The following is a 25,951-nucleotide window of genomic DNA, read 5'->3' on the forward strand; positions in this document are numbered from 1 at the left end:
GGGAAAGAGCGGCTTCAGGCTACCCCCTCATCCCTGCGGGGAGAAGGTGGCGGCAGCCGGATGAGGGGCCAAGACACAGTTTCTATTTTGGGAGGGAGACCATGATCCGCAACCCGATCCTGCCGGGCTTCAATCCGGATCCGTCCATCTGCCGCGTTGGCGAGGATTATTACATCGCCACCTCGACTTTCGAATGGTATCCCGGTGTGCAGATCCATCATTCGCGCGATCTGGTGAACTGGACGCTCAAGCGCCGGCCCTTGGAGCGGGCAAGTCAACTCGACATGCGTGGCAATCCCGACAGCTGCGGCATCTGGGCGCCGTGCCTTTCCTATTCCGACGGGCTGTTTTTCCTGGTCTATACAGACGTCAAGCGCTTCGACGGCAATTTCAAGGACGCCCACAATTACATCGTCACCTCGCCGACCATCGAGGGCGAATGGTCCGATCCGATCTATGTGAACTCCTCCGGGTTCGACCCCTCGCTCTTCCATGACGACGACGGCCGCAAGTGGTTCCTCAACATGCAATGGAACCACCGTACCGAGAGTTACGGCGGAGCGCCGAAGCATCCCGCCTTCGACGGCATCCTGCTGCAGGAGTGGGATTTTAAGGCGAGGGCGCTTAAAGGGCCAATCAAGAACATCTTTGCCGGCAGCCCGCTCGGCCTGGTCGAGGGCCCCCATGTCTTCAAGCGCAAAGGCTGGTATTACCTGACCACCGCCGAAGGCGGCACCGGTTACGACCATGCCGTCACCATGGCGCGCTCGCGCTCGATCGACGGGCCGTATGAGATGCACCCGCAGACGCATCTCATCACTTCCAAGGATCATCCGAACGCGGTGCTGCAGCGCGCCGGTCATGGCCAATATGTCGAAACGCCGGAAGGCGAGGCTTACCACACCCATCTCTGCGGCCGGCCGCTATCGCCGCAACGCCGCTGCACGCTCGGCCGCGAAACGGCGATCCAGAAATGCATCTGGGAGGACGATTGGCTTTATCTCGCCCAGGGTGGCGTTGTGCCGGATGTCGACGTGCCGGCGCCGGGCGATGGCAGGCGCATCGAAGCGCCTGCCCGCATCGAGCGCTCATTCGACGACAAGATCCTGCCGCCGGAATTCCAGTGGCTGCGCACGCCGCATCCGGAACGTCTGTTCAGCCTGGCCGAGCGCCCAGGGCATCTGCGCCTTTTCGGCCGCGAAAGCATCGGTTCTTGGTTCGAGCAATCGCTGGTCGCTCGCCGGCAGGAACACCATTCCTTCCGGGCCGAGACGGTGGTCGATTTCTCACCCGACACCTATCAGCAGGTCGCAGGGCTGACCCACTATTACAATCGCCACAAGTTCCATTCGCTGGTGGTGACCCTGCACGAAAAGCTCGGCCGGGTGGTGATGATCTTCTCCTGCCCCGGCGATTTCCCGCATGGGCGGATGAGCTTTCCGGCAGGCAGCGGCGTTTCCGTCCCCGAGGGGCCGGTGCATCTGGCAATGCAGATCCGTGACAACGACCTGCAGTTCCTCTGGCGCGCCGGCGGCTCCAACGACTGGCAGGAGCTTGGCCCGGTGCTTGATGCCGGCGTCATCTCCGACGAGGGCGGCCGCGGCGAACATGGCTCCTTCACCGGCGCATTCGTTGGCCTCTTCGCCTTCGATACGTCGGGCCGCGCGAAGACGGCGGATTTCGATTACTTTGTTTATGAACCGCTAATGCAGTAAATCATAAATCTCAGGAAATCAGCGGAACACCTTAATTTTATTACAAAAATGTAATGAAGCAATTCAGATATGGTTCATCATTCGGGTCCTAGTTTCCGGGCGTGGTCAACACGAGGAGACACCTGATGAAAACGTTCTTTGCAATCCTTCTTTCCGCAACCGTGCTTGCCGCTCCGCTGGCTGCCCAGGCGCAGGATCGTCATTCCGGTCCGGATCGGACCCGGACGGTGACCCGCACCGTGACGGTTCAGAAGAAGGTCGTGGTCGTCAAGCCGCGCTGGTCGAAGGGTCATCGCATGACCGCAGCCGAGCGTCGCCGCATGGCGGAAATCCGCGATTATCGCCGTTACCGCCTGTCGGCTCCGCCGCGCGGTTATCACTGGGTCAAGGTCGACAACGACTTCCTGCTGGTCGGCATCGCCACCGGCGTGATTTCGAGCTTTATCGCGGCTCGCTAAAAACAGACCGGCCTGCGGGGGTGTTTGCCTTCCCACCCGCAGGCCTCACACATTCGCCGCTATGCATGCCGGCGACCGTGCTTTTTGGTGCCTGATCTCAAGTCCCTTGCGACAGGCAAGTCTTCATGGAGCTCGCAAGCCCGCGCATCAGCTCGAAATAGAGGCCGGGACCCGGCTTTAGCGTCGCCGCTTCCGGGTCGAGCGTGCCTGAACGGGCAGGAGTCCCTTCGGTCACCACCGCCACCAGCTTCGGTTCGAACTGCGGTTCGGCGAAGACACAGGTTGCGCCGAGCTCCTTCACCTTTTTCTGGATCTGGCCGACGCGCTCGGCACCCGGCATGGTTTCCGGGCTCACCGTGATCGAACCGGCGACGCTCACTCCGTACCGGTGTTCGAAATACTGATAGGCATCATGGAAGACGATGAAGGGCTTGTGCTTGACGGGCGCAATCGTCGTCTTGAGTTCGGCGTCGAGCGCATCGATATCCTTCATCAGCGCCGCGCCGTTTGCCTGATAGGCGGCGGCATTCGCCGGGTCGGCACTGACCAGCGTCTTTTCGATTTCCGCCGCCATCGCCTTGGCATTCATCGGGTCGAGCCAGAGATGGGTGTCGAAGCCGCCGTGATCATGATGGTCATCGTCGTGGTCCGCGTGATCGTCGGCGGGCTGGTCATGGTCGCCATGTGGATGGTCGTCATCGTCGTGTGCCTCTGCCCCTTCATGCCCGTGGTCATGGGCCTCGAAGGCGCCGCTTTCGCGGAAGGGCAGTTTTTCCATTCCAGGCGCATGCTCCAGCTCGATCACCGTTGCCGAAGCGGCCAGCGCATCCAGCGGCTTTTCGAGAAAGGCCTCGATGCCGGGGCCGACCCAGAAGATCACATCGGCGCCTTCGATGGCGGCGGCGTTGGAGGGTTTCAGCGAGAACGTGTGCGGTGAGGCGGCGCCGTCGACGATCAGTTTCGGCTCGCCGACGCCCTTCATGATCGAAGCGACAAGCGAATGGATGGGCTTGATCGAAACCACCACGTCCGGCGCTGCGGAACCTGTGCCTGCACTGGCGGAAAACACCGCGGCGGAGAGGAGGGAAATCGAAGCCAGTTTCATGCCGCGTCCTTGCATTGCATCGTAATGTTATTACATCAATTGCGTTATGCTATAACGTGTGTCATAGCCACGGACAACAGGGAATCCGGAAAAACATGCTGATGTCCAATCGGGCGCGCGCCCCCAAACCTGAAAGCCAGCTCGTGTCGCTTGCCAATGCCGGCATCCGTCGCGATGGTCGCTGGCTGGTGCGGGGCGTCGACTTCTCGATCCGCCGCGGCGAGGTGGTGACGCTGATCGGCCCGAACGGCGCCGGCAAGTCGACCACCGCAAAACTCGCGATCGGCGTGCTGCGCCCGGACGAGGGATCGGTCGCCCGGCTGTCCGGCCTTCGCGTCGGTTATGTCCCGCAGAAGCTGGCGATCGACTGGACCATGCCGCTCTCCGTGCGCCGCCTGATGCGGCTGACCGGCCCGCTTGGCGATGCCGATCTTCAGGCTGCGCTGGTATCGACCGGCATTCCCCATCTTATCGATGCCGAAGTCCAGCATCTGTCCGGCGGCGAGTTCCAGCGGGCGCTTTTGGCTCGGGCGATTGCCCGCAAGCCGGATCTGATGGTCCTCGACGAACCCGTCCAGGGCGTCGACTTTGCCGGAGAGAGTGCGCTTTACGACCTGATCCGCTCTATCCGCACGACGACCGGCTGCGGCATCCTGATGATCTCCCACGATTTGCATATGGTGATGGCCGGCACCGACACCGTCATTTGCCTCAACGGCCATGTCTGCTGCCGCGGCACGCCGGAAGTGGTGAGCCAGAGCGCCGACTACCTGAAACTCTTCGGCAGTTCACGTTCGCTGGCGGTCTACAGCCATCACCACGATCACACTCACCTGCCGGACGGCCGGGTGATGCATGGCGACGGTTCGGTCACCGATCACTGCCATCCCGATGACGGGCACCATCATCAGGAGGCGCACGACCACGCGCATGATCACGATCATTCGCATCACCACCACCATGGAGATCATGCCGTGGTGAAGGGAGAGGGCCGTGTTTGACGACTTCTTCACCCGCGCCCTCGTTGCCGGCATCGGTGTCGCACTGACCGCCGGCCCGCTCGGCTGTTTCGTCGTGTGGCGGCGGATGGCCTATTTCGGCGATACGATGGCCCATTCGGCGCTGCTCGGCGTGGCGCTGTCGCTGTTTTTTCAGATCAATCTGCTGATCGCCGTCTTCGGCGTCGCGGTCGTCGTGTCGCTGCTGCTTCTGGCGCTGCAGCGGCGGCAGTCGCTTTCGGCGGATGCGCTGCTCGGCATTCTCTCCCATTCGGCGCTGGCGATCGGCCTCGTGCTCGTCGCCTTCATGACCTGGGTCAGGATCGACCTCATCGCCTTCCTGTTCGGCGATATTCTCGCCGTGACCCGCACCGATATCGCGCTGATCTGGGGTGGCGGCGTGCTCGTGCTTGCAGCGCTCGTCTGGCTGTGGCGGCCGCTGATCGCATCGACGGTCAGCGAGGATGTGGCGGAAGCGGAGGGCATGAAGCCGGCGCAGACAAGGCTGCTCTTCATGCTGCTGATGGCGCTTGTCATCGCCATCGCCATGAAGATCGTCGGCATCATGCTGATCACCGCGCTTTTGATCATCCCGGCCGCGACGGCCAGACGCTTTTCCGCAAGTCCGGAACTGATGGCGGTGCTCGCCTCGCTGATAGGCGCGCTCGCGGTGATCGGCGGCTTGTTCGGTTCGCTGCACTATGACACGCCGTCCGGCCCTTCCATTGTGGTCGCGGCGCTCTTACTTTTCATTTTAAGCCTGCTTCCGGCAGCGGGGAAAAACACGGCCGACAGGGCCGGCAACCAAGGAGTGCGATGATGAACGCACCAGTATCCACACCGACATCCGCTCCGGCGCTGACCAAGAACCAGTCGCTCGTCTTCGACGTTCTCGACCGCGCCGATGCTCCCATGAGCGCCTATACGATCCTCGACCGCCTGCGCGACCACGGTTTTCGCGCGCCTCTGCAGGTCTACCGGGCGCTCGACAAGCTCCTGGAATTCGGCATGGTGCATCGGCTGGAAAGCCTCAATGCCTTCGTCGCCTGCGCCCATCCGGAAAGCGAATGCTGCGGCAAGGGGCACGGCCACGGGCATGGCACGGTTGCCTTTGCGATCTGCGAGAGCTGCGGCCATGTGTCTGAATTCCACGACCACGAAGTCGACCACCGCCTGGGCGACTGGGCGAAAGCCAAGAATTTCAAGCCCGCCAAGACGACCATCGAAATCCGCGGTCTGTGCGGTGCCTGCGCTGCCTAAAGAAGCCGGAGGTCACGGGCGAACCGCTTCCAGTTGGCGATGTAACGGACCGCCGACTGTCTCAGTTTCTCGACCGCCTCATCGTCGAGCACCCGCATCACTTTCGCCGGCGAGCCGACGATCAGGGAATTGTCGGGAAATTCCTTGCCTTCGGTGACCAGCGCATTGGCACCGACCAGGCAATTCTTTCCGATCTTCGCGCCGTTCAGGATCGTCGCGCCCATGCCGACCAGCGAGTTGTCGCCGATCGTGCAGCCATGGATGATCGCGTGGTGGCCGATCGTGCAGTTCTCGCCCAATGTCACCGGATAGCGCGGATCCGTATGGATCATCACGCCTTCCTGGATGTTGGTACCTTTGCCCACCATGATCGGCTCGTTGTCGCCGCGCAGCACCGAACCGAACCAGATGCCGACATCCTCGCCGAGTTCCACCTTGCCGATGACGGTCGCATCCGGCGCCAGCCAGAAACGATCGGGGCCGGGGGTTTTCGGTTCGAATTCTCCGAGAGCGTAAAGCGGCATGGTTCTCCTCCCAGACTGGCGCGTCAGCAGATTTGGCGCCGGGCCGTTGCGTCAGACGACTTTCAACGACAGTTTTCCAACCCCGTCGATGCCGCAGGTGACCTGATCACCGCGCAGTACCGGGCCGACGCCGGCCGGTGTGCCGGTCATGATCACGTCGCCGGGGGCGAGCACGAAGAGTTTCGACAGTTCGACGATGATCTCCGGCAGTTTCCAGATCATCTGGTTCAAGTCGCCCGACTGTTTGCGAGAACCGTTGACGTCGAGCCAGATGGCGCCGGCCTGCGGATGGCCGATCCTGGCGGCCGGCACGAGTGCTGAGATAGGCGCCGACATTTCGAAGGCCTTTGCGGCCTCCCAGGGGCGGCTCATCTTCTTCGCCTTGTCCTGTAGGTCGCGACGGGTGAAATCGATTCCCGCAGCATAGCCATAGACCTTTGAAAGCGCGTCCTCGAGCGCGATATCCGCACCGCCGCCGGAAAGCGCCATCACCAGTTCCGCCTCGAAATGCACATCGGTCGACTGCGCCGGGTAGGGGAAGCTATCGCCGACATAGAGATTGTCGGCGTTCTTCTGGAAAAAGAACGGCGGCTCGCGGGACGGATCGCCGCCCATTTCGATCGCGTGGTCGGCATAGTTGCGGCCGACGCAATAGACCCGTCGCACCGGAAATCGCTCCGCCAGCCCCTCGACCGGCAGAAGAACGGTTTCGGGCATGGGGATCACGGTAGCGAGCATGGCAGACATCCTGGAAAACTGTGGGCGCGGGGTCGATATTGACGGCGCCCTTTGTCTCTCAAATTGCCGGTTAATCCTAGCACTTTTTCAAGACCTGGAGAAAAGACGCCGAAGGGTCCCGAGCCCAGGCTTTTGCCGGCCGCTTCGCAGCGGCAACATGTCCTGACCTTCGCAACTCGTTCTCCCTCAAACTCGTCGGTGGGAAGTAATCGACGCGATGCGGAGCTTCAAACTGCTCCATTCCCGGCCCACTGCGGCACGCCAGCGGAGAGCCCTTCATCAAGCTCAATTTCAACCCCTGATGGTTCATGCTAAGCTGTTTTAGTGATTCGCTTGATACTTTGGGTAGGCCGATCTGTTCCTGCGACGCTCCCTCTCGTCGGGAAGAGGGCCATGCATCCGCAGCATCGAGGCGACCCCACGAACACAGTTGGATATTATAACGGCTGAGCTGTGGGGCTCACAGTATCGAGCGTTAGGTTCGAAAGCCGATGCCAGAAGGGGGGCTACCTGGTTGTCGACACAGCAGATACTTACCGGCGACTTCCTGGCGGGCGGCGGAGAAATGGCCGAGCTTGTTCGTACGAAGGACTGGAGTAAGACGCCGCTCGGGCCGATCGATCAATGGCCCCAAAGTCTCAGGACAACTGTCAGCCTTTGTCTCGCCTCGAATTTCCCGATCAACGTGATCTGGGGCGACGAAAACACTCAGATCTACAATGACGGTTATCGCACGGTGTGCGGCGACGCCCACCCCCGCGCGCTTGGGGAGGACTATAGCGTCACGTGGGCAAGCGCCTGGCCAGCGATCGGCGAGCCATTTCGTCAAGCGCGCCAAGGCAACACGTCATTCCTCGAAAATCAGCGGATGTTTTTGACCCGTAACGGATATTGGGAGGAAACGTTTTTCACCTTCTCGCTTTCACCGATCAGGGACGAGACGGGTGAGATCGGCGGCCTGTTCCATCCGGTGACGGAGACCACGGCGACCATGCTTTCGGAACGCCGAACCCGGGCGCTCCGGGATCTGAACGCCAGCGTGGCTTTGGCAGAAGACATGGACGACCTGTTGCGGCGCATCGTTGACGTGCTCGCCCAGTTCCAATTCGATCTGCCGGTTCTTCTTCTCTACCATTTGTCCCCGGACGCAAGCACCTATGTGCTGGCGGCGCATCACGGTCTGCCGGTCGGGCGCCTGGCATCCATCGCCACTATCGACGCGCATTCCAATACGCCTTGGCTGATGGCGAAAGCCTTGACGACAGACAGCACTCTGGGAATCACCGAGTTTTCCGATCTCTTCAAGGGCGCGGGGCCCTATGAGGAGCCTCCGGAGCGCGTGCTCCTGCTTCCGATCACCGTTCCCGGACTGGACCTGCCTCCGGTCTTCGTGGTGGCCGGGGCCTCGCCGCGCCTGCCTTTCAACGACGCCTATATGGGCTTCTACGAACTGCTTTCGACCGCGATCTCGGCCGCCATCAGCGCCGTGCGTGCGCGTGCGGACGAGCGGCGACGCGCCGAAGCGCTGGCGGAGATCGATCGGAGCAAGACCATGTTCTTTTCGAACGTCAGCCATGAATTCCGCACCCCGTTGACGCTGATGCTGGGGCCACTCGCCGACGTGCTTCAGGATCCCGAGGGGCTTTCACCCGACGACAGGCAGCGAATTCTTGTCGCACAGCGCAATGGCCATCGCCTGTTGAAACTGGTCAACACGCTCCTGGACTTCTCGAGGATCGAGGCGCAGCGCGTGCAGGCCTCCTTCGAGCCGACCGATATTGGCAGCCTGACCGCCGAGCTGGCATCGAATTTCAGATCCGCGTGCGAGCAGGCCGGGCTGAGCCTCGTCGTCGATACCGCAGACTTGCCCCAGCCGGTCTATCTCGACCGGGATCTCTGGGAAAAGATTGTCCTGAACCTGCTTTCCAACGCCTTCAAATTCACCTTCGAGGGTGAGATACGCATCATCGTGCGGGCGTCGGACGACAGGACACGGGCCGAGGTCACGATCCGCGATACCGGTACGGGAATTGCGGCCGAGGAGTTGCCGCGCCTGTTCGAGCGCTTTCACCGCATAGAGGGTGCGAAAGGAAGATCATTCGAGGGCTCCGGCATCGGGCTCGCTCTCGTGCAGGAACTGGTGCATCTTCAGGGCGGAGAAATCCGCGCCGAAAGCCGGCTCGGCGAAGGCACGTCCTTCTCGATCTCGATACCCTTCGGAAAGGCCCATATCCCTTCGGAGCAGTTGCGGGCTTCCCAGCCGGTCGAGAGCAATGCCGGCCGGACCCAGGCTTTCGTCGACGAAGCGATCTCATGGCTTTCGATGAGCGATGCCGCCGGCTCCGCCTCCAGATCGCAAACCGCGGGCGCCGAGGCGGCCGAAACGCTCGCTCCGACAGGGCATATCCTGCTCGCGGACGACAATGCGGATATGCGGGCCTATGTGGAGAGGCTGCTGTCGACATCCGGCTTCACGGTCGAGACCGCGGCTCACGGCGAGGCGGCGCTCGAGGCAGCGCGCCGCAGGCGACCGGATATCATCGTTTCCGACGTCATGATGCCAGGGCTCGACGGTTTTGGCCTGCTGTCAAAGATAAGAGCCGACGAAAAGCTCAAGGATATGCCCTTCATTCTGCTTTCCGCCCGTGCCGGAGAAGAGGCAAGGCTGGAGGGTATTCGTGCCGGCGCGGATGACTATCTCGTCAAGCCGTTTTCCGCTCGGGAGCTGGTGGGGCGCATTTCGGCTTCGATCCGGCTGTCGCGGGATCGACACGAGGCTCTTTTGAGAGAAAACGCCGCGCGTCTCGAAGAACTGAACGCGGATCTGGAGCGCCGCGTTCTGGAGCATTCGCGCGAACGTGGCCGGACGTGGAGATATAGTCCCGACCTGCTCTCGGTGATCGATGTCGAGACTGGTGTCTTCGAAAAGGTCAATCCTGCCTGGCAGAAAACCCTTGGGTTGAACGAGGGGGAAATCTCGGGCACGTCTTTTCTGGCCCTGCTTCATCCGGATGACGTCATTGCCAGTGAAACCGCCTTTCAGGCGGTTCGACGCGGCCTGCCCGTGCTTCGTTTCGAAAACCGCTGCCGGACGAGGCAGGGCGACTATCGTTGGCTCTCCTGGGTCGCGGTCCTTGTCGATGACAAGCTCTACTCCAGCGCCCGCGACGTCACCGATGAGAAAATTCGTGACGAGGAGCTGAAGAAGGCCCAGGAGACGCTGCGCCAGGCCCAGAAGATGGAGGTGATCGGCCAGCTTACCGGCGGGGTCGCGCATGATTTCAACAATCTCCTGATGGTGATCTCCGGCGGATTGGACATTCTCGACAAGCGCGACGACCCGGTGCGGCGGGAGCGGATCAAGAGCGGCATGCTGCAGGCGGTCAATCGTGGCGCGTCGCTCACCAGGCAGTTGCTGACCTTTGCCCGGCGGCAGCCGTTGAAGCCGCAGCCGATCGACCTTCGTCACCAGATTTCCGAGATGCGTGACCTTCTCGACCGGACCCTCGGCGGCGATATTACCATCGATGTCGACGTTGATGCGGGAGTGTGGCCGGTACAGGCCGACCCGGCAGAACTCGAGCTCGTCCTCCTGAACCTGTGTGTCAATGCGCGTGATGCAATGCCGGCGGGCGGCACCATCGTTATCAGTGCCTCCAATTCCGTCGTGAACGCGTTGGGTCAAAAGGCTGACGTGGTGAAGATCACCGTCGCCGACAGCGGCATGGGAATGCAGCCCGAGGTTCTCAAGCGCGTGTTCGAGCCGTTTTTCACCACCAAGGAAATCGGCAAAGGATCGGGACTGGGGCTTGCCCAGGTATATGGTTTCGTGGAGGCATCCGGCGGATCGGTCGAGATCAACAGCGAGCCGGGAATCGGAACGGCCGTCGACCTCTGGCTACCCAGGTCAATCGAGGCGTCACCGGAGATGGCCGGCAATCATTCGTCCCACGTCGACGGGGAGGCAGAGAGAGGCGTCGCCGGAAAAATTCTGGTCGTGGAAGATGACGACAGCGTCGCCATGCTGGTCAACGACATGCTCGACCAACTTGGATATTCCGTCACCCGGGTGGACGGGGCAGCCGCGGCCCTGACCGTGCTCGAGTCCGATGCCGAGCCCGACTTGATGTTCTCCGACATCATGATGCCTGGCGGCATCAATGGCGTGGAGCTGGCCAAGGAGGTCAAACATCGGCATCCAAAACTGCCAATTCTGCTGACGTCAGGCTATGCGGACGTGCTCAAGACCGCCGCCACTGCGGAAGGCGTGGAGATTTTGCCAAAGCCATACAGTCTGCGGCAGCTTTCGGAGGCTCTCCGGGCAACGATCCCGGATGCGCGGGAATAACACCCGACGCCTCAGGTGCGAAAGCCGCGAACAAGTTTGTGTAGAACTCTTCCGCGGCAACCGGCCAATTGGGTTTGAATCCATTTATTGCAGCAGATCCGCGACGCTATAGAACGCTGCCGATATGGCTGCGGCTGCCGGCATCGTCACGATCCAGGCGATCACGATGTTGCCAGCGAGACCCCAACGTACCGCCGAGACCCGCCGCGCGGCGCCCACGCCGATAATCGCTCCGGTGATGGTATGTGTCGTCGAGACGGGAATGCCGAGCCAGGTCGCTCCGAACAGTGTCAACGCTCCGCCCGTCTCGGCACAGAAACCCTGCATCGGGTTGAGCCTGGTGATCTTCGAGCCCATGGTATGAACGATCCGCCATCCGCCGAAGAGCGTACCGAGCGCCATTGCCGATTGGCAGGAGATCACCACCCAGAAAGGCACGTAGAATGTCGAGCCGAGATATCCCTGGCTGAACAACAGCACCGCGATGATGCCCATCGTTTTCTGTGCGTCATTGCCGCCGTGACCGAGGGAATAAAGCGAAGCGGAGATGAACTGCATCACGCGAAATGTCCGATCCACCGCGAATGGCGTTTGCCGGACGAAGAGCCAGGAAACCAGGAGCACGAGCAACAGGGCGAGCAGGAAGCCGATGGCCGGCGACAGGAAAATCGCTCCGACCGTCTTGCCCAGACCGCTCCAGACAATCGAGCTGAAGCCGACTTTTGCCAAACCGGCCCCCACCAGCCCACCGACAAGCGCATGCGACGAGCTGGACGGAATTCCGAAAATCCAGGTGAGAATATTCCAGATGATTGCACCCATGAGGGCAGCAAAGATCACCTGGGGCGACACGATCGCCGGATCGATGATGCCTGTGCCCAGCGTTTCCGCCACATGCAGGCCGAAGAAAAGGAACGCGATGAAATTGAAGAACGCCGCCCACGCAACCGCGTATTGCGGCCGCAGGACGCGCGTCGAGACGATCGTCGCGATGGAATTGGCCGCGTCATGAAGGCCATTGAGGAAGTCGAAGAACAGCGCGACGGCGATCAGGCCGAGGAGAAGCGGCAAAGCGAGAGACGTGTCCATCAAACGTTCTCGATGACAATGCCGCTGATTTCGTTGGCGACATCCTCGAAACGGTCGACAACCTTTTCCAATTCGCCGTAGATCTCGCTGCCGATCAGGTAGGCCATCGCATTGCCGCTCGCGCCGTGACGCCGGTACAGGTCTTTCAAACCTTGGTCATGCAGGTCGTCGGAGCGGCCTTCCACGCGGGTCACTTCCTCGGCGATCGCTGCAAGGCGTTGGGCGTTGGTGCCGACCTTGTCGAGAAGCGGGATTGCTTCCGAAACAAGGTTCGCTGCCTTGACGATTTCGCTGCCCATCTGCTGCATGAGCGGATCGAAGCCGGACTGCTCGAACAACCGGATCGTCTTGACCGTCTTGTGCATCATGTCGATCGCATCATCCATCGACTGGATGAGATCCTTGATGTCGCCGCGGTCGAAGGGAGTGATAAAGCTCCGCCGGACGGCAAGAAGAACATCACGCGTAATGTCGTCGGCCTGATCCTCCAGCGTTACGATCAGCTCGCAATTCTTCTCAACGTCATTACCCTTGAGGAGTTGGTCAAGCGCATGGGCTGCTGCGACGACGGTCTTTGAGTGCTTGGAAAACATTTCAAAGAATTTGTCCTCACGCGGCATCAGCCTACGAAAAATACTCATCATGCCATGCGACCTTCCCAACGGCTGACTGTCATAAATCTGTCATAAACACGCTCAGGCAATTGAAGCAACAAGCAAGATCGATAGTTTGGCCGACATGAAATCCACGAAGAAAGCCGGGAAGCCTCGGCCGGACAAATCCCAGACGCTGCTCAGGCAACTTGCTGTCGTTCCCGACAGGCTGTTCGCCGGTGCGTTTCGCCAACAATATGGCGCCTTGTGCTTTCGGTGTCGGAAGGACGGCCCCGGTATCGAGATCCTGGTGATCACGTCGCGCGAGAGCGGACGCTGGGTCATCCCGAAGGGATGGCCGATGAAGGGGAAAAAGCCATTCGAAGCGGCGGCGACCGAAGCCTGGGAAGAAGCGGGCGTGAGCGGAGCGGCGAAAAAGAAGCCGGTCGGCCGCTATACCTATCTGAAGGAACTCGACGACGGCAATGTGGCTCCCTGTATCGTGGACGTCTTCCAGATTGAAGTCGCGGAGGTCAGGGGTGATTTCAAGGAACGGGGGCAGCGCGTTCTCGAATGGGTCAGCCCTGACGAGGCGGCGCGACGTGTTCGCGAGATCGAGCTCAAGTCGCTGCTCGTCGAATTTAAGCCGCATGGTCGCAAGAAGCGTGAGCGCGGCTAGTTCTGAACCTGGTCGGCGGCGCTTTGGTGGGTGATTCTGCTTTGAAGCAGTTCACCCTGCCGTTCCAGGACCGGATAGGCGGTGGCGGCGACGAGGTGCGAATTGATCTGCTTGAAATCCCGCAACAGGTCCAGATGCAGAGAGGTACTTTCCGCCGTATCGACATCGCCATTGCGCAGCCGTTTGAAATGCGTGTTGGTCCCCTCGCGTTCCGCCCGCCGGAAGACGATTTTTTCGTCGGCAAGCATGCGTGCGACGCGCTCGTCCTGCGACATGAAGAGGGCGGCGGCGGTGCGCAGATTGTTGGCGAGACGGTCCAGCAGGACATTCAGCTCATGCTGCCCTTCCTTCGAAAAGGTCATGCCCCGGCGCAACCTTTTGGCAAGATGGGGAAGCACGTTCTGGTCTAGGACGTCTCCTGCGTGTTCCAGGCCGGTCGAGAACAGCAGGATTTCGTCAAGCCGTCTCCGGTCGCTGTCACTGAACTCTTCGGGATCGATGGATGTGAGATACCGTTTGACTGCCGTGTTCAGGCTGTCGAGGATATTGTCCTTCTGTCGCAACTCCGACAGCGCGCGGCGATCGGTGCTCGTCAAAGCAGCCTTCGTTCCCGCCAGCATTTCCTCCAGCACGTCGACCAGCCGCAGGACTTCCCGCGCCGCCGCCTGCAGCGCCACGACCGGTGTTTCCTTGGCGGATGGATCGAGATATCGCGGCTGGCCGGGATCGCTCTCGTCGATCCGTTGCGGCATCAGCCGGACGAGAGCATTTGCGAAGGGTGTGAGGAGCGGCATGAAGACGATCGCGACCACGAGATTGAATGCCGTGTGGAAATTCGCGACCAGCCGGGCGCCATCGTTTTCGATCTGGATCATCAGTGCCGCAATCGGAGAGAGGAGCGCAAAAGCCACCAAAACACCCAGGATTCGGGTGATCAGATTGCCCACGGGAAGCCGTTTGGCCGAGAGATCGCTGCCGGACTGCCCCTCGACGACCGGATTGATCGCTGTCCCCAAATTGGCGCCGAGGGTCAGTGCGAAAGCCTGATAGGGCTCGATCAGGCCTTGGGCCGAAAGCGACATGACGAGCAGGACCACCGCGACGCTCGAATGGGCAGCCCAGGTCAGCGCGGCCGCGAGCAGAAGGCTGAGCAGGGGCGTGGTCGATATGGCCGAAAGAATTGCGGTGAAAGCCGGGCTACCGGCATATTCCGTCAGCACGTCGAGCAGTTGATGCAGGGCAAGCAGCATGAAGCCGAGGCCGATAAACACACGACCCAGATCGTGAACCTGCGGATTTTGCGTGCGGCGGAACATCAGGACGCCGAGCAGTATCAGAGCCGGGGAGGCGGCGGCCATGTCAAAGGACAGAACCTGGACGATCAGCGTGCTGCCGACATTGGCGCCGAGCATGACGGCAAGCGCGGGGACAAGGGCAACCAGCCCCTCGGCCGCGAACCCCGATGCCATCAGTCCGGTCGCGGTGCTGCTCTGAAGAATTGCCGTCACGCCCATTCCGGACAGAAAGGCCTTCATCCGATTGTTCAGCGCGCGACCGAGAAACGATCGGAGGCTCGGCCCGAAAGCCCGCTGGATGCCTGTCTGCACCATGCGCGTCCCCCACAGAAGAAGCGCTATATGTCCAGCGAGGGTAATGATCGCGATGATGAAGGGCATGGCATTCTCGTAAATCAGTCGGATGGAAAAGCCGGACAAGGGCCGCAAGATATTAGCCAGCTAATATAGTCGCCGGATTCTATTGCTTTTTCAAGGCTCTGATCTGGCTGTTTGACCGGTCGGGGCTCGCCCCGTGCGGGACTGCCCGACTGGGCATGTTCCTGGCACATTCCGAGGGCGAGCGATCTTCCACCTGCGACCCATTGCGGTCGCTCACCGTTCAACGCGGCATTCTCCTTTTGCAGCACTCGGTGCCTTATTCGGCCACCTCAAAGCGGGCGCGACTCAGGCTAACCAGGCCGGAGACAGCCGCGCAAATGCCAGCCAGAACAAGCGCGAAGTTTGGCGCGCTTGATAGCGGCATGGTCTGGAAAATGATCGACATGGAAATGCCGCCAAAAGTCTGTCCGAGAAGGCGCGCCGTGCCTTGCATGGCTCCGGCGGCACCGCTGCGGGCTTTCGGTGCGGAAAGAAGCAGAGTTCGGTTATTCGGCGTCTGGAACAGACCGAACCCGATTCCGGCGAGGACCGTACCGGCCAGGAAGACAATTCCCCTTGGATCGGGAGGGGACAGGCCGACGATCAACAGGCCTGCGGCCAACAGTCCGGCGCCGGACGCGCAGAGCCAGGCCGTCTTGACACGGTTGGCCAGCCAGCCTGCAACCGGGGCGGCGATGATTGTCGCTGCGGGCCAGGGCATCATGTAAAGTCCCGCCAGAACCGGCGTCATCTGCAGCGTGTGCTGAAGGTAGAACGGCAGCGCGACGTAGCTGAGCATCTGGCCGATAAAACACGATACCGATGCGATGACCGCGATCCAAAAGGCAGGGTTGGCCAAAAGGTCAGTCGGGACAATCGGCGTCGAGTTCCCGCGCTCAAGGCGCAGCAGCACGCAAAGGCACAAAATCGAACCGACGACCAGCATGGAGCCGCTGATCGGCTCACCGGCCACCCGGTCTGCGCCGGAGAAGAACAAAATGAACATCAGCGTGTTGGCCAGCAATGCTGCGACATTCAGTTGTCGCTTCACGCCCGGCATGGGACCGAGAAGGCCGCCACAGATAAGGACGATGGCCCCAAGCGGCACGTTGACGGCAAACAACCAGGGCCAGCTGGCAACTGACAGGATTGCCCCGGCAACCCCTGGCCCTGCGGCGGAAGAAATCGCGATGATCATCGCATTGAGGCCGATAATGGTTCCGAACAGCCGGTGCGGGACGGCAAAGCGCAGGTTCATCAAACCGAGGGCCATGATTGCGCCTGCACCGAGCCCCTGCGCAAATCGAGAAGCCACGAGAACGGGCAGATTTCCCGCAAAGGCGCAGGCCGCCGAAGCGACTGTGAAGAGAGCGACGCCGATCAGGAACACGCGCCGTGGGCCATGGATTTCGCCCAACGCGCCGCAGGGCAGAAGTGCGACAAGCACAGCAAGCTGGTAACTGGATACGACCCATACGGTGTCGCTGGCATCGGCTCCGAGCGAGGCGGCGATCGATGGCAGGGCGACATTGGCGATCGCTCCGTCCAACACAACGAGGACGAGCGTCGTCAGCAGTACGGCGACTGCCAGGTACCTTCGCGGTGAAGTCAGGCCATCGTGAGCAAGGTTGGCGGGTGACGTTACGGACATGGGAGAAACACCTGTTCGTTGATCTGCGCCATCGATATCCCCAGGCCCATCTTTGCGCCAGACGCAACAGATGCAACACACTATTGCGCTAAACGCCTTGTATGGTTACGTTCGACGTCATGCCTGATCTCGACCTCAACCTGCTGGTAGCCTTGGACGCATTGCTTCGCGAGCGGAGCGTGTCGGGTGCCGGGCGCAGGCTGGGGCTCAGCACATCCGCGATGAGCCGAACGCTGTCGAGGCTGAGGGCGGCATTGCGTGATCCCATTCTTGTTCCGGCGGGGCGGGCCATGGTGGCGACACCACATGCCGAGGCGATTGCCGAGCAGGTGCGGTTGTTGACGACAGCGGTCCAGGCCGTGCTAAGCCCACAGCCGGACATCGACATCCGGGAGCTGCGGCGCGACTTCACGATCCGTGCCAATGAAGCATTCGTGCTCCTGCACGCCGCACGCCTCAGTGTCGCCGTGACGGACGCCGCGCCCGGGATCCGGCTGCGCTTCGTGCCGAAGCCTAACAAGGAAATTCAGCCCCTCAGGGATGCCTCGATCGACCTGGATATCGGCGTCATTTCCGGCGACGGCGCGGAACTGCGTGGTCAAACCCTGTTTGAGGACGCCTTTGTCGGCGTGGCGAGGGCAGGGCATCCCCTTCTCAGGAACACCCCGATAACTGCAGAGCAATATGCGGCATGCGGACACGTGATCTCCTCCAGACGAGGGCATTTGACGGGGCCGGTTGATCAAGCGCTTGCCGAACTGGGCCTCTCCCGAAAGGTCAGCCTCGTGGTGCCGAGCTATCCGGCAGTGCTTGCCGTTGCGGCGGCATCCGATCTCGTCGGGCTGGTGCCGCGGTCGTATTGCCGGGCAGGGGTGGCGGACCAAACCGGGATGTTCGAACTGCCGGTCGCGACGCCCGGTTTCTCGATCGCGCAGACCTGGCATCCTCGCATGGACGCGGACCCTGCCCATCGCTGGCTGCGAGGGTTGATTTTCGAAGCATTCAGATGACAAGCCGCCCTGGTAGCCGTGAAAGCCGAATAATCTTATGCTAATAAAAATCGATCCGATGTCGGATTGGCAAAGCCCCGTTCGTCCTTAGAGTCGTCCAAGCCATTTCAAAAGGATCACGACCATGCCGAACACCATAAGCTTGCATCGCGTCCTGGCCACCAGCCCGGAGAAGGTCTATCGCGCGTTCATCGAGGCCGACGCGCTCGCCAAGTGGCTTCCGCCCAACGGCTTCTTGTGCACCGTGCATCACCTTGAGCCGACAGTCGGCGGCAAGTTCAGAATGTCCTTCCGGAACTTCACGACCGGCAACAGCCACGCCTTTGGCGGCGAATATGTCGAACTCGTTCCAGGCGAGCGCCTCCGCTACACGGACAGATTCGACGACCCCAACCTGCCTGGCGAAATGGAAGTCACCGTGACGTTGAAGAAAGTTTCGGTCGGTACCGAGGTGAATATAACCCAGGCCGGTGTGCCGGACATCATCCCGCCCGAGGCGTGTTATCTCGGCTGGCAGGAGTCGCTGCGGAACCTGGCGAAGGTCGTCGAGCCGGAGATCAACGAATAGCACAACAGGATCGGGCAATCGGTCGGGACCGGATCGCGTTGACGATTTTCGCGATCCGGCACTGCAGCCCCATGCGTCCTCTGCCGTCTCGATGACCCTATGGGCATGCCCGCAGCGCAAAGTCTTATGTGTTGCCCTTGCTTTCAAATGAGGGCGCGATAGCCATTCCGTGCCAATAGATTCCGACAGATACGAGGTCGGAAGGGGCAGGATGTCATCGCTCGCGGCAAATATCGCGTTCAATATCGCCATCGAAGATCATGGGGTAACCAGAGCCCTCAGAGATGGGACGGTTCCGATCGAAGGGGTGTCGCTGAACTTTGTCGATATCGAGCCGATCGTCGATGCCTATCGGCGGATGGTGCGCAATGTCGAGTTCGACATATGCCAGCTGACCCCCACCACATATATGATCGCCCGCGCCAACGGTGCGACCTACAAGGCATTGCCGATCTTCCTGTCGCGGCGGTTCCATCATGCCGGTCTCATCTGCCGGGCGGATGCGGGGCTCAAATCCGCGAAGGACCTGGAGGGCCGCAAGGTCGGCGCTCGATCCTATACGCTGACGACTGCGGTCTGGTCCCGCGGGATTTATGCCGACGAATTCGGGCTGGATTGCGGACATGTCACCTGGGTGGTGAATGACGAGGAACACATTGCCTCGCTGCCTCTGCCCGAAAATGCAGTGCGGGTTCCGCGCGAGAAAACGCTGATCTCGATGCTGGAGAGCCGTGAAATCGACGCAGCCTTCGTGTCCAAAAAGGACGTGCGAAAACTTCCGCCTGGAGAATATCACGATCTCTTTCTCAATGCTGCCGAGCTGGAGCGAGAATGGTTCGGCCGTACCGGAATCTACCCGATGCATGCGCTCGTCGTGATACGGGACGAAATTCTGGAACAGCAGCCCGAAGCGGTCAGAACGATCTACAACTCTTTCCAGAGCGCGCACGACAGATGGGTGGAGCACCTGGATTCCGGTGTTGAGCTGTCGACGAAGGACAGATCCTACCGGGACCTGACGCTGGTCGTCGGCCGCGATCCCTTGCCCTATGGGATCGCCGCAAATCGCAGTTCGATCGAGGCGATGCACGATTATGCCTGGCGGCAGGGCCTGCTGCCGCGCCGGATGAGCATCGACGAGATGTTCGTCGGCGATTTCGGCTGAGGGTGACACCAATGTATCCAGCAACACCGAAATCCGGCCTGCCCATATCCGCCAGAGCGTCGCGTCGGCCCGTAATCTTATGAGCGGGGCGAGACTTCATATGAGGGACTGAGCGGGGCGGCGATTAAGATCAGAAGTGGAGGGATCGCGCTGCCGGAGAGGATCGGAGGCGCGGCTCGGGACAGGAAGGCATGAGCAGGGAGGCATCATGTTCAAGTATCTGCACCATGTGCATTACGCGGTCGATAATCTGGACGACATGGTCGATTATCTCGAAAAGAACTTCGACATGAAGCCGGACCGGATCGAGATCAGCAAGGGAAATCACCCTGCACGCGAGGCGGTCTATCATGCGGGGATCACCGAAATCCAGGTGACCGAGCCGCTGGATACGGACTCTTCTCTTGCCAGGCACTTGGCCGAACATGGACCCGGCGTCTATCACGTCGCTTTCGGCGTCAAGAATATCGAGACGATCTTCGACCGTGCTGTCGCCAATGGAAATGAGATGCGGCGCAAGACCGTGAGCGTCGCGCCGCGCGGCTACAAGACCGTCAATATCGAGAAATCCACCTCGCACGGGATCGGATTTCAACTGATCGAAGACCCCGAGCACGACCTCTGATCCTGCGACATCGGGCTACGTGAATTCATGGGAGGAAACCATCAATGCTGATCATCGACTCGCATGTCCATACCGGCGTCAACTGGTCGGAGCCGGTGGACGTGCTCCTGTACCAGATGGACACCAATGGCGTGTCCGGCGCGGTTCTGGCGGCACATAACGGCAATTACGACAATTCCTACATTCTCGACTGCGCCAGGCGCCACGAGGGCCGGTTCAAGGTCATTGCGCTGGTCGATCTTTCCGATCCGAACCGGGTGCGGACGCTGGAGAGCCTCAAGAATGCCGGCGCTTCGGGCTTTCGCATCAACCTGCGCAAGGCGGAGACGTGGGACCCGGACAATTCGGGTTTCGTCGCGGCCGGTGAGCTCGGCATGATCGTCAGCGTGATCGGGGCGGCGGAAAACTTCGCCTCCGCACGTTTCAAGACGCTGCTGGACAATTGCCCCAATACGCATTTCTGCCTGGAACATCTGTGCCGCGCACCGGGTGGCGATGTGCAGAAGCCGCCTTACGATGTCTACGAGGATGCATTGGCCTGCGCCAGATGGGCGAATACCAGCGTCAAGGTGCCCGGGATCGGCGAGATCCTCGGCAAGCCGCATAACCTGCCATCCGGCTTCCCCTACGAAACCTTCCCGCCCCACTATGAGATGGCAAAAAAAGCCTTCGGCATCGAGAGGATGATGTGGGGATCGAACTTCCCGCCCTCGGCGGCGAAGGAAGGTTACCGCAATACGCTGGAAGGGGTGCGCAAACTGCCGGCGTTCCAGCAGGGAGACGACCTGGAATGGGTTCTTGGCAAAGCCGCCGCCAAGCTCTGGGGTTTCGATAAGGCGGCCTAATGCATCGTCTCTTTGGGAGGAGAGAACCATGTTCAGATTTGCGATATCATTCTTTGCGGGGCTTGTGGCGCTGACGGGCGCAGCCGAGGCCCAGAACTACCCGAGCCGGCCGGTCACGATCATCGTCGGCTTCGGCCAGGGCGGGCCGGACACCAATGCGCGGCTTCTGGCGGCACAGCTGGCGGCCCAGACCGGCGGCAACTTCGTGGTCGAGAACAAGCCCGGCGCGACGGGCATGATCGGCGCCGAAACCGTCGCCCATGCGGCGCCGGACGGCTACACATTGCTGATGTCGCCGGCCTCGATCGCCAGCCTGCCGGCAATGCACAAGGGGTTGTCGTTCGACCTGCAGAAGGACTTCGTGCCGATCTCGATCGTATCTCGGTCGGAGGCTTCGTTCCTGGTCGCGACCAATTCGCTGCCCGCCAAGAACCTTCAGGAACTGATTGCCTTGGCCAAGAGCAAGTCCGTCGCCTATTCCTCGACGGGGATCGGGACAGGCTCACATCTGCGGATGGCGCTGTTTGGCCAGGCCAACGCGATCAAGCTGAACCATATTCCGTTCAAGAGCCCCGGCGAGGCCCTGAGCTCGATCATCAACGGTGAGACGCAGATCCAGTTCCTGACTTCCAGCCAGGCCCTTCCGTATCTCAAGGAGGGAAAGATCAGGGCGCTGGCCTTTGATTCGAACAAGCGGGCCGAGTTCATGCCGGATGTTCCGACCATCGTGGAAGCGGGCGCCCAGCCGACCAATCTCGACTCCGGCTGGAACGGGCTGCTGGCGCCCAAGGGCACGCCGCCCGAGGTCATCGCCTGGTTGGAAAAGCAGGTGAAGATCGCGCTGCAGAATCCCGGCCTGCGGGCGCAGCTGGACAATCTCGGCCTGACGCCGACCGGTTCGACCGGGGCTGAGTTCGCCGTAGCGCTGAAGGCCGCCGTCGACAGCATGGGCGCCGCCGTCCAGGCGGCCGGGATCAAGCAGAAATAAAGATAAGCCATCTGCCCGCGGCGGCTTGCGCCGTGGGCATTTTCTTCCGGGAGGGGAGAACATGAAGAAGATTGCAGGATTTCTGGTCGCCGGCCTGGTGGCCCTGACGGGCGCCGCACATGCCCAGAACTACCCCAACCGGCCGGTCACGATCATCGTGGGTTTCGGCCAGGGTGGTCCGGATACCAATGCGCGGCTGCTTGCAGCGCAGATCAATGCCCAGAGCGGGGCGAACGTGGTGGTCGAGAACAAGCCCGGTGCGGGCAGCATGATCGGCACAGAGGCGGTTGTGCGCGCCCAGCCCGACGGCTATACGCTGCTGATGACCTCGGCGGCGCTTGCGACACTGCCCGCGCTGCAGAAACAGATATCCTTCGACCCGCTGAAAGATCTCGTGCCGGTATCGCTGGTCGCGCGGTCTGAGGCCTCGTTCCTGGTCGCATCGCCCAGCCTTCCGGTGAACGACGTGGCCGGTCTGCTGAAATACGCCAAGTCCAACCCGGTGACTTACGGCTCGTCCGGGGTCGGCGCGAGTTCGCATCTGCGGATGGCCATGTTCGCGGCAAAGAACGGGCTGAAGCTCATCCATCTGCCGTTCAAGAGCACGGGAGATTCAGTTGCCTCGGTGATGAACGGCGAGACGCAGATCCTGTTCGTAACCGCAAGCCAGGCCATTCCGATCATCAAGGAAGGCCGGGTCAAGCCGCTGGGTTACGATGCCGAGAAGCGCGCAGGCTTCCTGCCCAATGTGCCGACGATTGCCGAAGCCGGCGCCGTGCCGACCGGCATGGATTCGGGCTGGAACGGCATTCTTGCGCCCAAGGGCACGCCGCCGGAGGTGATCGCCTGGCTTGAGAAACAGATCAAGACCGCGGCCGAGACCCCGGATATCCGCGCCAAGATCGAGGGGCTGGGGCTTGAGGTCGTGGCCAGCAATTCCGCCGAGTTCGGCAAGGTGCTCGCTGCGGCGATCGACTCGATGGGCGAGGCGGTACGCACCGCCGGGATATCGCCGAAGTGACCGACCCTGCCGGGGGATGATCCCTGCAGAAGCATTTGATGGGAGGAAACGCCATGCGGGCGGATACCAAGGATCTTGCGGGCGGCGCCATTCTGACGCTGATCGGGCTCTATGTTCTGTTTCGGTCGCTGGACTACAGCATCGGCACCGCGTCGGAGATGGGACCGGGCTACTATCCAATGGTCGTAGCGATCGTCCTGATCGTGCTGGGTCTGCTGATCGCAGCGCTTTCCCTGCGGCGATCAGGCATCATTCCCATGCCGGAATGGCGTCCCCTGGCTGCGGTGCTGGGCAGCGTGCTGATCTTCGCACTCGGCATACGCTATCTCGGCCTGATGCCGGCGGTGATCGGCTGCACGTTTGCCTGCGCGGCCGGGCACCGGGGCTGGAACCCGAGGGCCACGGCCATCGTGGCGGTGGTGATGGCGGTTTCTGTCTGGCTGCTGTTCAGCAAGTTCCTCGGCCTGACCATGCCCGCGCTGATCTGGCCGGTCTACATCCTCTAGCGCTCGCTCGAACGAAAAAGGAGGTGCGCTGTGGTTGACCTCGCATCCATTCTCATGGGGTTCCAGACGGCGTTCCAGCCGGTGAACCTGATCTATTGTTTCATCGGGGTGTTCCTCGGCACTTTCGTCGGCGTGCTGCCGGGCATCGGGCCACTGGCGACGATCTCGATGCTGCTGCCGATCACCTTCTATCTCGATCCGACGACCGCCATGGTGATGCTGGCGGGCGTCTATTACGGCTCGGATTACGGCGGCTCGATCGCCTCGATCCTGCTGCGCCTGCCCGGAGGGGCCTCCTCAGCGGTGACCTGCCTTGACGGCTATCCGATGGCGCAACAGGGCAGGGCCGGGGTGGCGCTGTTCATCACCTCGGTCGGCTCGTTCATCGGCGGCTCCTTCGGCATCGTGCTGATGATGTGCTTTGCACCTGCTCTGGCCGATTTCACGGTGGCCTTCGCTTCCGTCGAATATTTCGCGCTGATGGTGCTGGGATTGGCGGCCAGCGGTTCGATCACTTCGGGCAGCCCGCTCAAAGGGTTGGCCATGGTAGCGCTGGGGCTGGCGGTCGGCTGCATCGGCACCGATGTGAACAGCGGGGTGACGCGCTTTACCTTCGGTTTCCTGGAATTGTTCGACGGCGTCGAGGTAGCGGTCGTCGCCATGGCGTTGTTCGGGATCAGCGAGGTGGTTTCCTCCGTCGGCACGCCGCAGACGCTGGACCTGTTGAAGGAAAGGGTGCCGTTCCGCTCGATGCTGCCGACGCGCGACGATGTAAGGCGCTCGGGCGGGCCGATCCTGCGCGGCACGGCGATCGGCAGCATCGTCGGCATCATGCCCGGCGTCGGTGGCACCGTCGCCTCGCTGATGAGCTATGCGACCGAGAAACGCATCTCGCGCACGCCCGAACGTTTCGGCAAGGGCGCGGTCGAGGGCGTGGCTGGGCCTGAATCGGCGAACAACGCCTCGGCCCAGACATCGTTCATCCCGACGCTCACCATGGGCATTCCGGGCGGCGCCTCGATGGCGCTGATGCTGAGCGCGCTGATGATCCACGGCATCGCGCCTGGCCCCGGCCTGATGCGCGACCACCCCGATGTCTTCTGGGGTCTTGTTGCAAGCTTCTGGGTCGGCAACGTGATGCTGCTGGTCTTGAACATCCCGATGATCGGGATCTGGATCAAGATCCTCAAGATCCCCTACCAGCACCTGTTTCCGGCGATCATGGTCCTCTTGTGCATCGGGGTCTACAGCCTGAACAACAGCGTCTTCGACCTCTATCTGCTGCTGGCGCTGGGCCTGACGGGATATGTCATCAGGCTCCTGGATTTCGAGCCGGCGCCGTTCCTCATCGGCTTCGTGCTCGGCCCGATGATGGAGGAAAACTTCCGACGAGCGATGCTCGTGGCGCAGGGAGACCTGGGTTACTTCCTCACCCGGCCCTACGCTCTGGCCATGCTGCTGGCGGCGGCCGCCCTGCTGGTCTGGTCGATCGTGTCGAACTTCCGCCAACGCCCGATGACCATCGAAGCCATCCTCCCCGAACCCCACGCTTGAATGCCCCGAGGCCGCGCGCCCCGGAATGACCCGAACAGGAGAAATTCCATGATCATGCCCGAAGGTTTGAACCCGGGGTCCTACACACCCTTTACCCCCGACAACAGGCTGGACCAGAAGGCGTTGGAGCGCGAGCTGCAGCTGGTCACCCGCGGGGCAGGCGGGTTGCACGGCCCGGCCGGCCACAGCGAATTTGCGAGCCTCACCTTCGACGAATGGAAGGGCTGGACAGATGTGCTGATCGACGTGGCCCACAGAGCCGGGATCAAGGCCTGGTCGTTCCTCGGCACGGAAAGCTATGAAAAGACGCTGCCCTATATCGATTATGCGGTGAAGGCAGGAGCGGACGGCATCTGGCTGATCGCTCCCTATTTCAATCTCTATTCGCAGGAGGCCGGCTATAACTATTACCGCGATATCGCGGCGGCCTATCCGGACCTGCCGATCGTTTTCTATCCCTCGCACCAGACCGGCAACCACTTCACGCCGCAGACCATCGCCAGGATATCCGAGTTGCCGAACATCGTCGGGATGAAGCTGAACGGCGATGCCTCCTATGACGAGTTCAGCAAGACGATCCTGCTGACCAAGGACAACCCGAAATTCCGCTGGGTGGCTGGCGGGCTGAACGTGCTCTACCCGCTTACCAAGGGCATCGGTTTCAAGGCGAGCTGCAGCCCGATGTCGAACTTTGCCCATGAGGACAGTCTGGCGATGTGGGAAGCGTATAAGAGCCAGGACTGGCCCGAGGTCGAGAAGCGGCAGAAGAAGATCGCCCGCATCGCCGCCGTCCTCAACGTGACCGGTGACCGCCATGTCGGCGGGCGGGCAGGGCACAAGGCGGCGCTTGGCCTGC

24 protein-coding genes are annotated in these 25,951 nt (G+C 61.4%); 17 read left to right on the forward strand and 7 right to left on the reverse strand.

Annotated elements, in window-relative coordinates:
- Positions 1-101 precede the first annotated feature (101 nt).
- Positions 102-1,715, forward strand: a complete 1,614-nt coding sequence (locus tag PMI07_RS26865; RefSeq protein ID WP_007760343.1) for a glycoside hydrolase family 43 protein — start codon at positions 102-104, stop codon at positions 1,713-1,715.
- A 125-nt stretch (positions 1,716-1,840) separates the two neighbouring features.
- Positions 1,841-2,173, forward strand: coding sequence for an RcnB family protein (locus PMI07_RS26870; protein WP_007760345.1), 333 nt, complete (start codon positions 1,841-1,843; stop codon positions 2,171-2,173).
- Positions 2,174-2,270: 97 nt separating this feature from the next.
- Here the strand turns inward: PMI07_RS26870 and PMI07_RS26875 are convergent, their stop codons facing one another.
- Positions 2,271-3,278: a zinc ABC transporter substrate-binding protein gene (locus PMI07_RS26875; protein WP_007760348.1), complete on the reverse strand. Its 1,008-nt coding sequence runs from the start codon at positions 3,276-3,278 to the stop codon at positions 2,271-2,273.
- A gap of 101 nt (positions 3,279-3,379) precedes the next feature.
- Between PMI07_RS26875 and PMI07_RS26880 the strand changes: the two genes are divergently transcribed.
- From PMI07_RS26880 to PMI07_RS26890, 3 genes are read left to right on the forward strand one after another with little or no spacing between them, the layout of a single operon-like run.
- A complete protein-coding gene (locus tag PMI07_RS26880) occupies positions 3,380-4,279 on the forward strand; it encodes a metal ABC transporter ATP-binding protein (protein ID WP_037088491.1) in 900 nt (299 codons plus the stop codon).
- Entirely contained in the window at positions 4,272-5,096 is an 825-nt protein-coding gene (gene znuB / locus PMI07_RS26885) for a zinc ABC transporter permease subunit ZnuB (RefSeq protein ID WP_007760353.1), read from the forward strand. The genes PMI07_RS26880 and znuB overlap by 8 nt, the downstream gene beginning before the upstream one ends.
- On the forward strand, positions 5,096-5,536 hold the full coding sequence (locus tag PMI07_RS26890) for a Fur family transcriptional regulator (protein WP_007760361.1): 441 nt from the start codon (positions 5,096-5,098) through the stop codon (positions 5,534-5,536). The genes znuB and PMI07_RS26890 overlap by 1 nt, the downstream gene beginning before the upstream one ends.
- On the opposite strand, the gene PMI07_RS26895 is transcribed toward PMI07_RS26890, so the two are convergent.
- Positions 5,533-6,060, reverse strand: a complete 528-nt coding sequence (locus tag PMI07_RS26895) for a gamma carbonic anhydrase family protein (RefSeq protein WP_007760365.1) — start codon at positions 6,058-6,060, stop codon at positions 5,533-5,535. The genes PMI07_RS26890 and PMI07_RS26895 overlap by 4 nt on opposite strands.
- 51 nt (positions 6,061-6,111) lie before the next feature.
- Positions 6,112-6,807: a fumarylacetoacetate hydrolase family protein gene (locus PMI07_RS26900; protein WP_037088447.1), complete on the reverse strand. Its 696-nt coding sequence runs from the start codon at positions 6,805-6,807 to the stop codon at positions 6,112-6,114.
- Between the two features lie 505 nt (positions 6,808-7,312).
- Here PMI07_RS26900 and PMI07_RS26905 point away from each other — a divergent pair.
- A complete protein-coding gene (locus tag PMI07_RS26905) occupies positions 7,313-11,146 on the forward strand; it encodes an ATP-binding protein (RefSeq protein ID WP_007760371.1) in 3,834 nt (1,277 codons plus the stop codon).
- Between the two features lie 84 nt (positions 11,147-11,230).
- Here PMI07_RS26905 and PMI07_RS26910 read toward each other — a convergent pair whose 3' ends face one another.
- Positions 11,231-12,235, reverse strand: coding sequence for an inorganic phosphate transporter (locus PMI07_RS26910; RefSeq protein WP_024164190.1), 1,005 nt, complete (start codon positions 12,233-12,235; stop codon positions 11,231-11,233).
- Positions 12,235-12,879 (reverse strand): DUF47 domain-containing protein, encoded by a 645-nt coding sequence (locus PMI07_RS26915; protein ID WP_007773627.1) that lies wholly within the window; start codon positions 12,877-12,879, stop codon positions 12,235-12,237. Before PMI07_RS26915 ends, PMI07_RS26910 begins: the two co-directional genes overlap by 1 nt.
- A gap of 94 nt (positions 12,880-12,973) precedes the next feature.
- Here PMI07_RS26915 and PMI07_RS26920 point away from each other — a divergent pair, with 94 nt between their 5' ends.
- Positions 12,974-13,507, forward strand: a complete 534-nt coding sequence (locus PMI07_RS26920; RefSeq protein ID WP_007773625.1) for an NUDIX hydrolase — start codon at positions 12,974-12,976, stop codon at positions 13,505-13,507.
- On the opposite strand, the gene PMI07_RS26925 is transcribed toward PMI07_RS26920, so the two are convergent.
- Positions 13,504-15,183: a Na/Pi cotransporter family protein gene (locus PMI07_RS26925; RefSeq protein WP_007773624.1), complete on the reverse strand. Its 1,680-nt coding sequence runs from the start codon at positions 15,181-15,183 to the stop codon at positions 13,504-13,506. The two genes, PMI07_RS26920 and PMI07_RS26925, sit on opposite strands and share 4 nt — an antisense overlap.
- Positions 15,184-15,439: 256 nt before the next feature.
- On the reverse strand, positions 15,440-16,813 hold the full coding sequence (locus PMI07_RS26930; protein ID WP_007773623.1) for an MFS transporter: 1,374 nt from the start codon (positions 16,811-16,813) through the stop codon (positions 15,440-15,442).
- 119 nt (positions 16,814-16,932) lie between these two features.
- On the opposite strand from PMI07_RS26930, the gene PMI07_RS26935 reads away from it, so the two are divergent.
- The 10 genes from PMI07_RS26935 to PMI07_RS26980 form a co-directional block, all read left to right on the forward strand.
- Positions 16,933-17,823 carry a LysR family transcriptional regulator gene (locus tag PMI07_RS26935; protein ID WP_037088495.1) on the forward strand — a complete coding sequence of 297 codons (891 nt, stop codon included), beginning with the start codon at positions 16,933-16,935 and terminating at the stop codon, positions 17,821-17,823.
- A gap of 124 nt (positions 17,824-17,947) precedes the next feature.
- On the forward strand, positions 17,948-18,391 hold the full coding sequence (locus tag PMI07_RS26940; protein WP_007773574.1) for an SRPBCC family protein: 444 nt from the start codon (positions 17,948-17,950) through the stop codon (positions 18,389-18,391).
- Positions 18,392-18,602: 211 nt separating this feature from the next.
- Positions 18,603-19,556 (forward strand): 4,5-dihydroxyphthalate decarboxylase, encoded by a 954-nt coding sequence (locus PMI07_RS26945; protein WP_007773572.1) that lies wholly within the window; start codon positions 18,603-18,605, stop codon positions 19,554-19,556.
- 208 nt (positions 19,557-19,764) lie between these two features.
- Positions 19,765-20,181 (forward strand): VOC family protein, encoded by a 417-nt coding sequence (locus PMI07_RS26950; protein WP_007773571.1) that lies wholly within the window; start codon positions 19,765-19,767, stop codon positions 20,179-20,181.
- A 44-nt stretch (positions 20,182-20,225) separates the two neighbouring features.
- On the forward strand, positions 20,226-21,026 hold the full coding sequence (locus tag PMI07_RS26955) for an amidohydrolase family protein (protein ID WP_007773570.1): 801 nt from the start codon (positions 20,226-20,228) through the stop codon (positions 21,024-21,026).
- 28 nt (positions 21,027-21,054) lie between these two features.
- On the forward strand, positions 21,055-22,014 hold the full coding sequence (locus tag PMI07_RS26960) for a tripartite tricarboxylate transporter substrate binding protein (protein ID WP_007773569.1): 960 nt from the start codon (positions 21,055-21,057) through the stop codon (positions 22,012-22,014).
- A gap of 61 nt (positions 22,015-22,075) precedes the next feature.
- A complete protein-coding gene (locus tag PMI07_RS26965) occupies positions 22,076-23,035 on the forward strand; it encodes a tripartite tricarboxylate transporter substrate binding protein (protein ID WP_007773566.1) in 960 nt (319 codons plus the stop codon).
- A gap of 53 nt (positions 23,036-23,088) precedes the next feature.
- Positions 23,089-23,541, forward strand: coding sequence for a tripartite tricarboxylate transporter TctB family protein (locus PMI07_RS26970; RefSeq protein WP_007773565.1), 453 nt, complete (start codon positions 23,089-23,091; stop codon positions 23,539-23,541).
- A 30-nt stretch (positions 23,542-23,571) separates the two neighbouring features.
- The gene (locus PMI07_RS26975; protein ID WP_024164192.1) at positions 23,572-25,095 is read left to right on the forward strand and encodes a tripartite tricarboxylate transporter permease; all 1,524 of its coding nucleotides are present in this window, start codon (positions 23,572-23,574) and stop codon (positions 25,093-25,095) included.
- A gap of 48 nt (positions 25,096-25,143) precedes the next feature.
- The coding region (locus PMI07_RS26980; RefSeq protein ID WP_024164193.1) for a dihydrodipicolinate synthase family protein at positions 25,144-25,951 on the forward strand (808 nt) is incomplete at its 3' end.

This window comes from Rhizobium sp. CF080, assembly GCF_000282095.2.
Taxonomy (GTDB): domain Bacteria; phylum Pseudomonadota; class Alphaproteobacteria; order Rhizobiales; family Rhizobiaceae; genus Neorhizobium.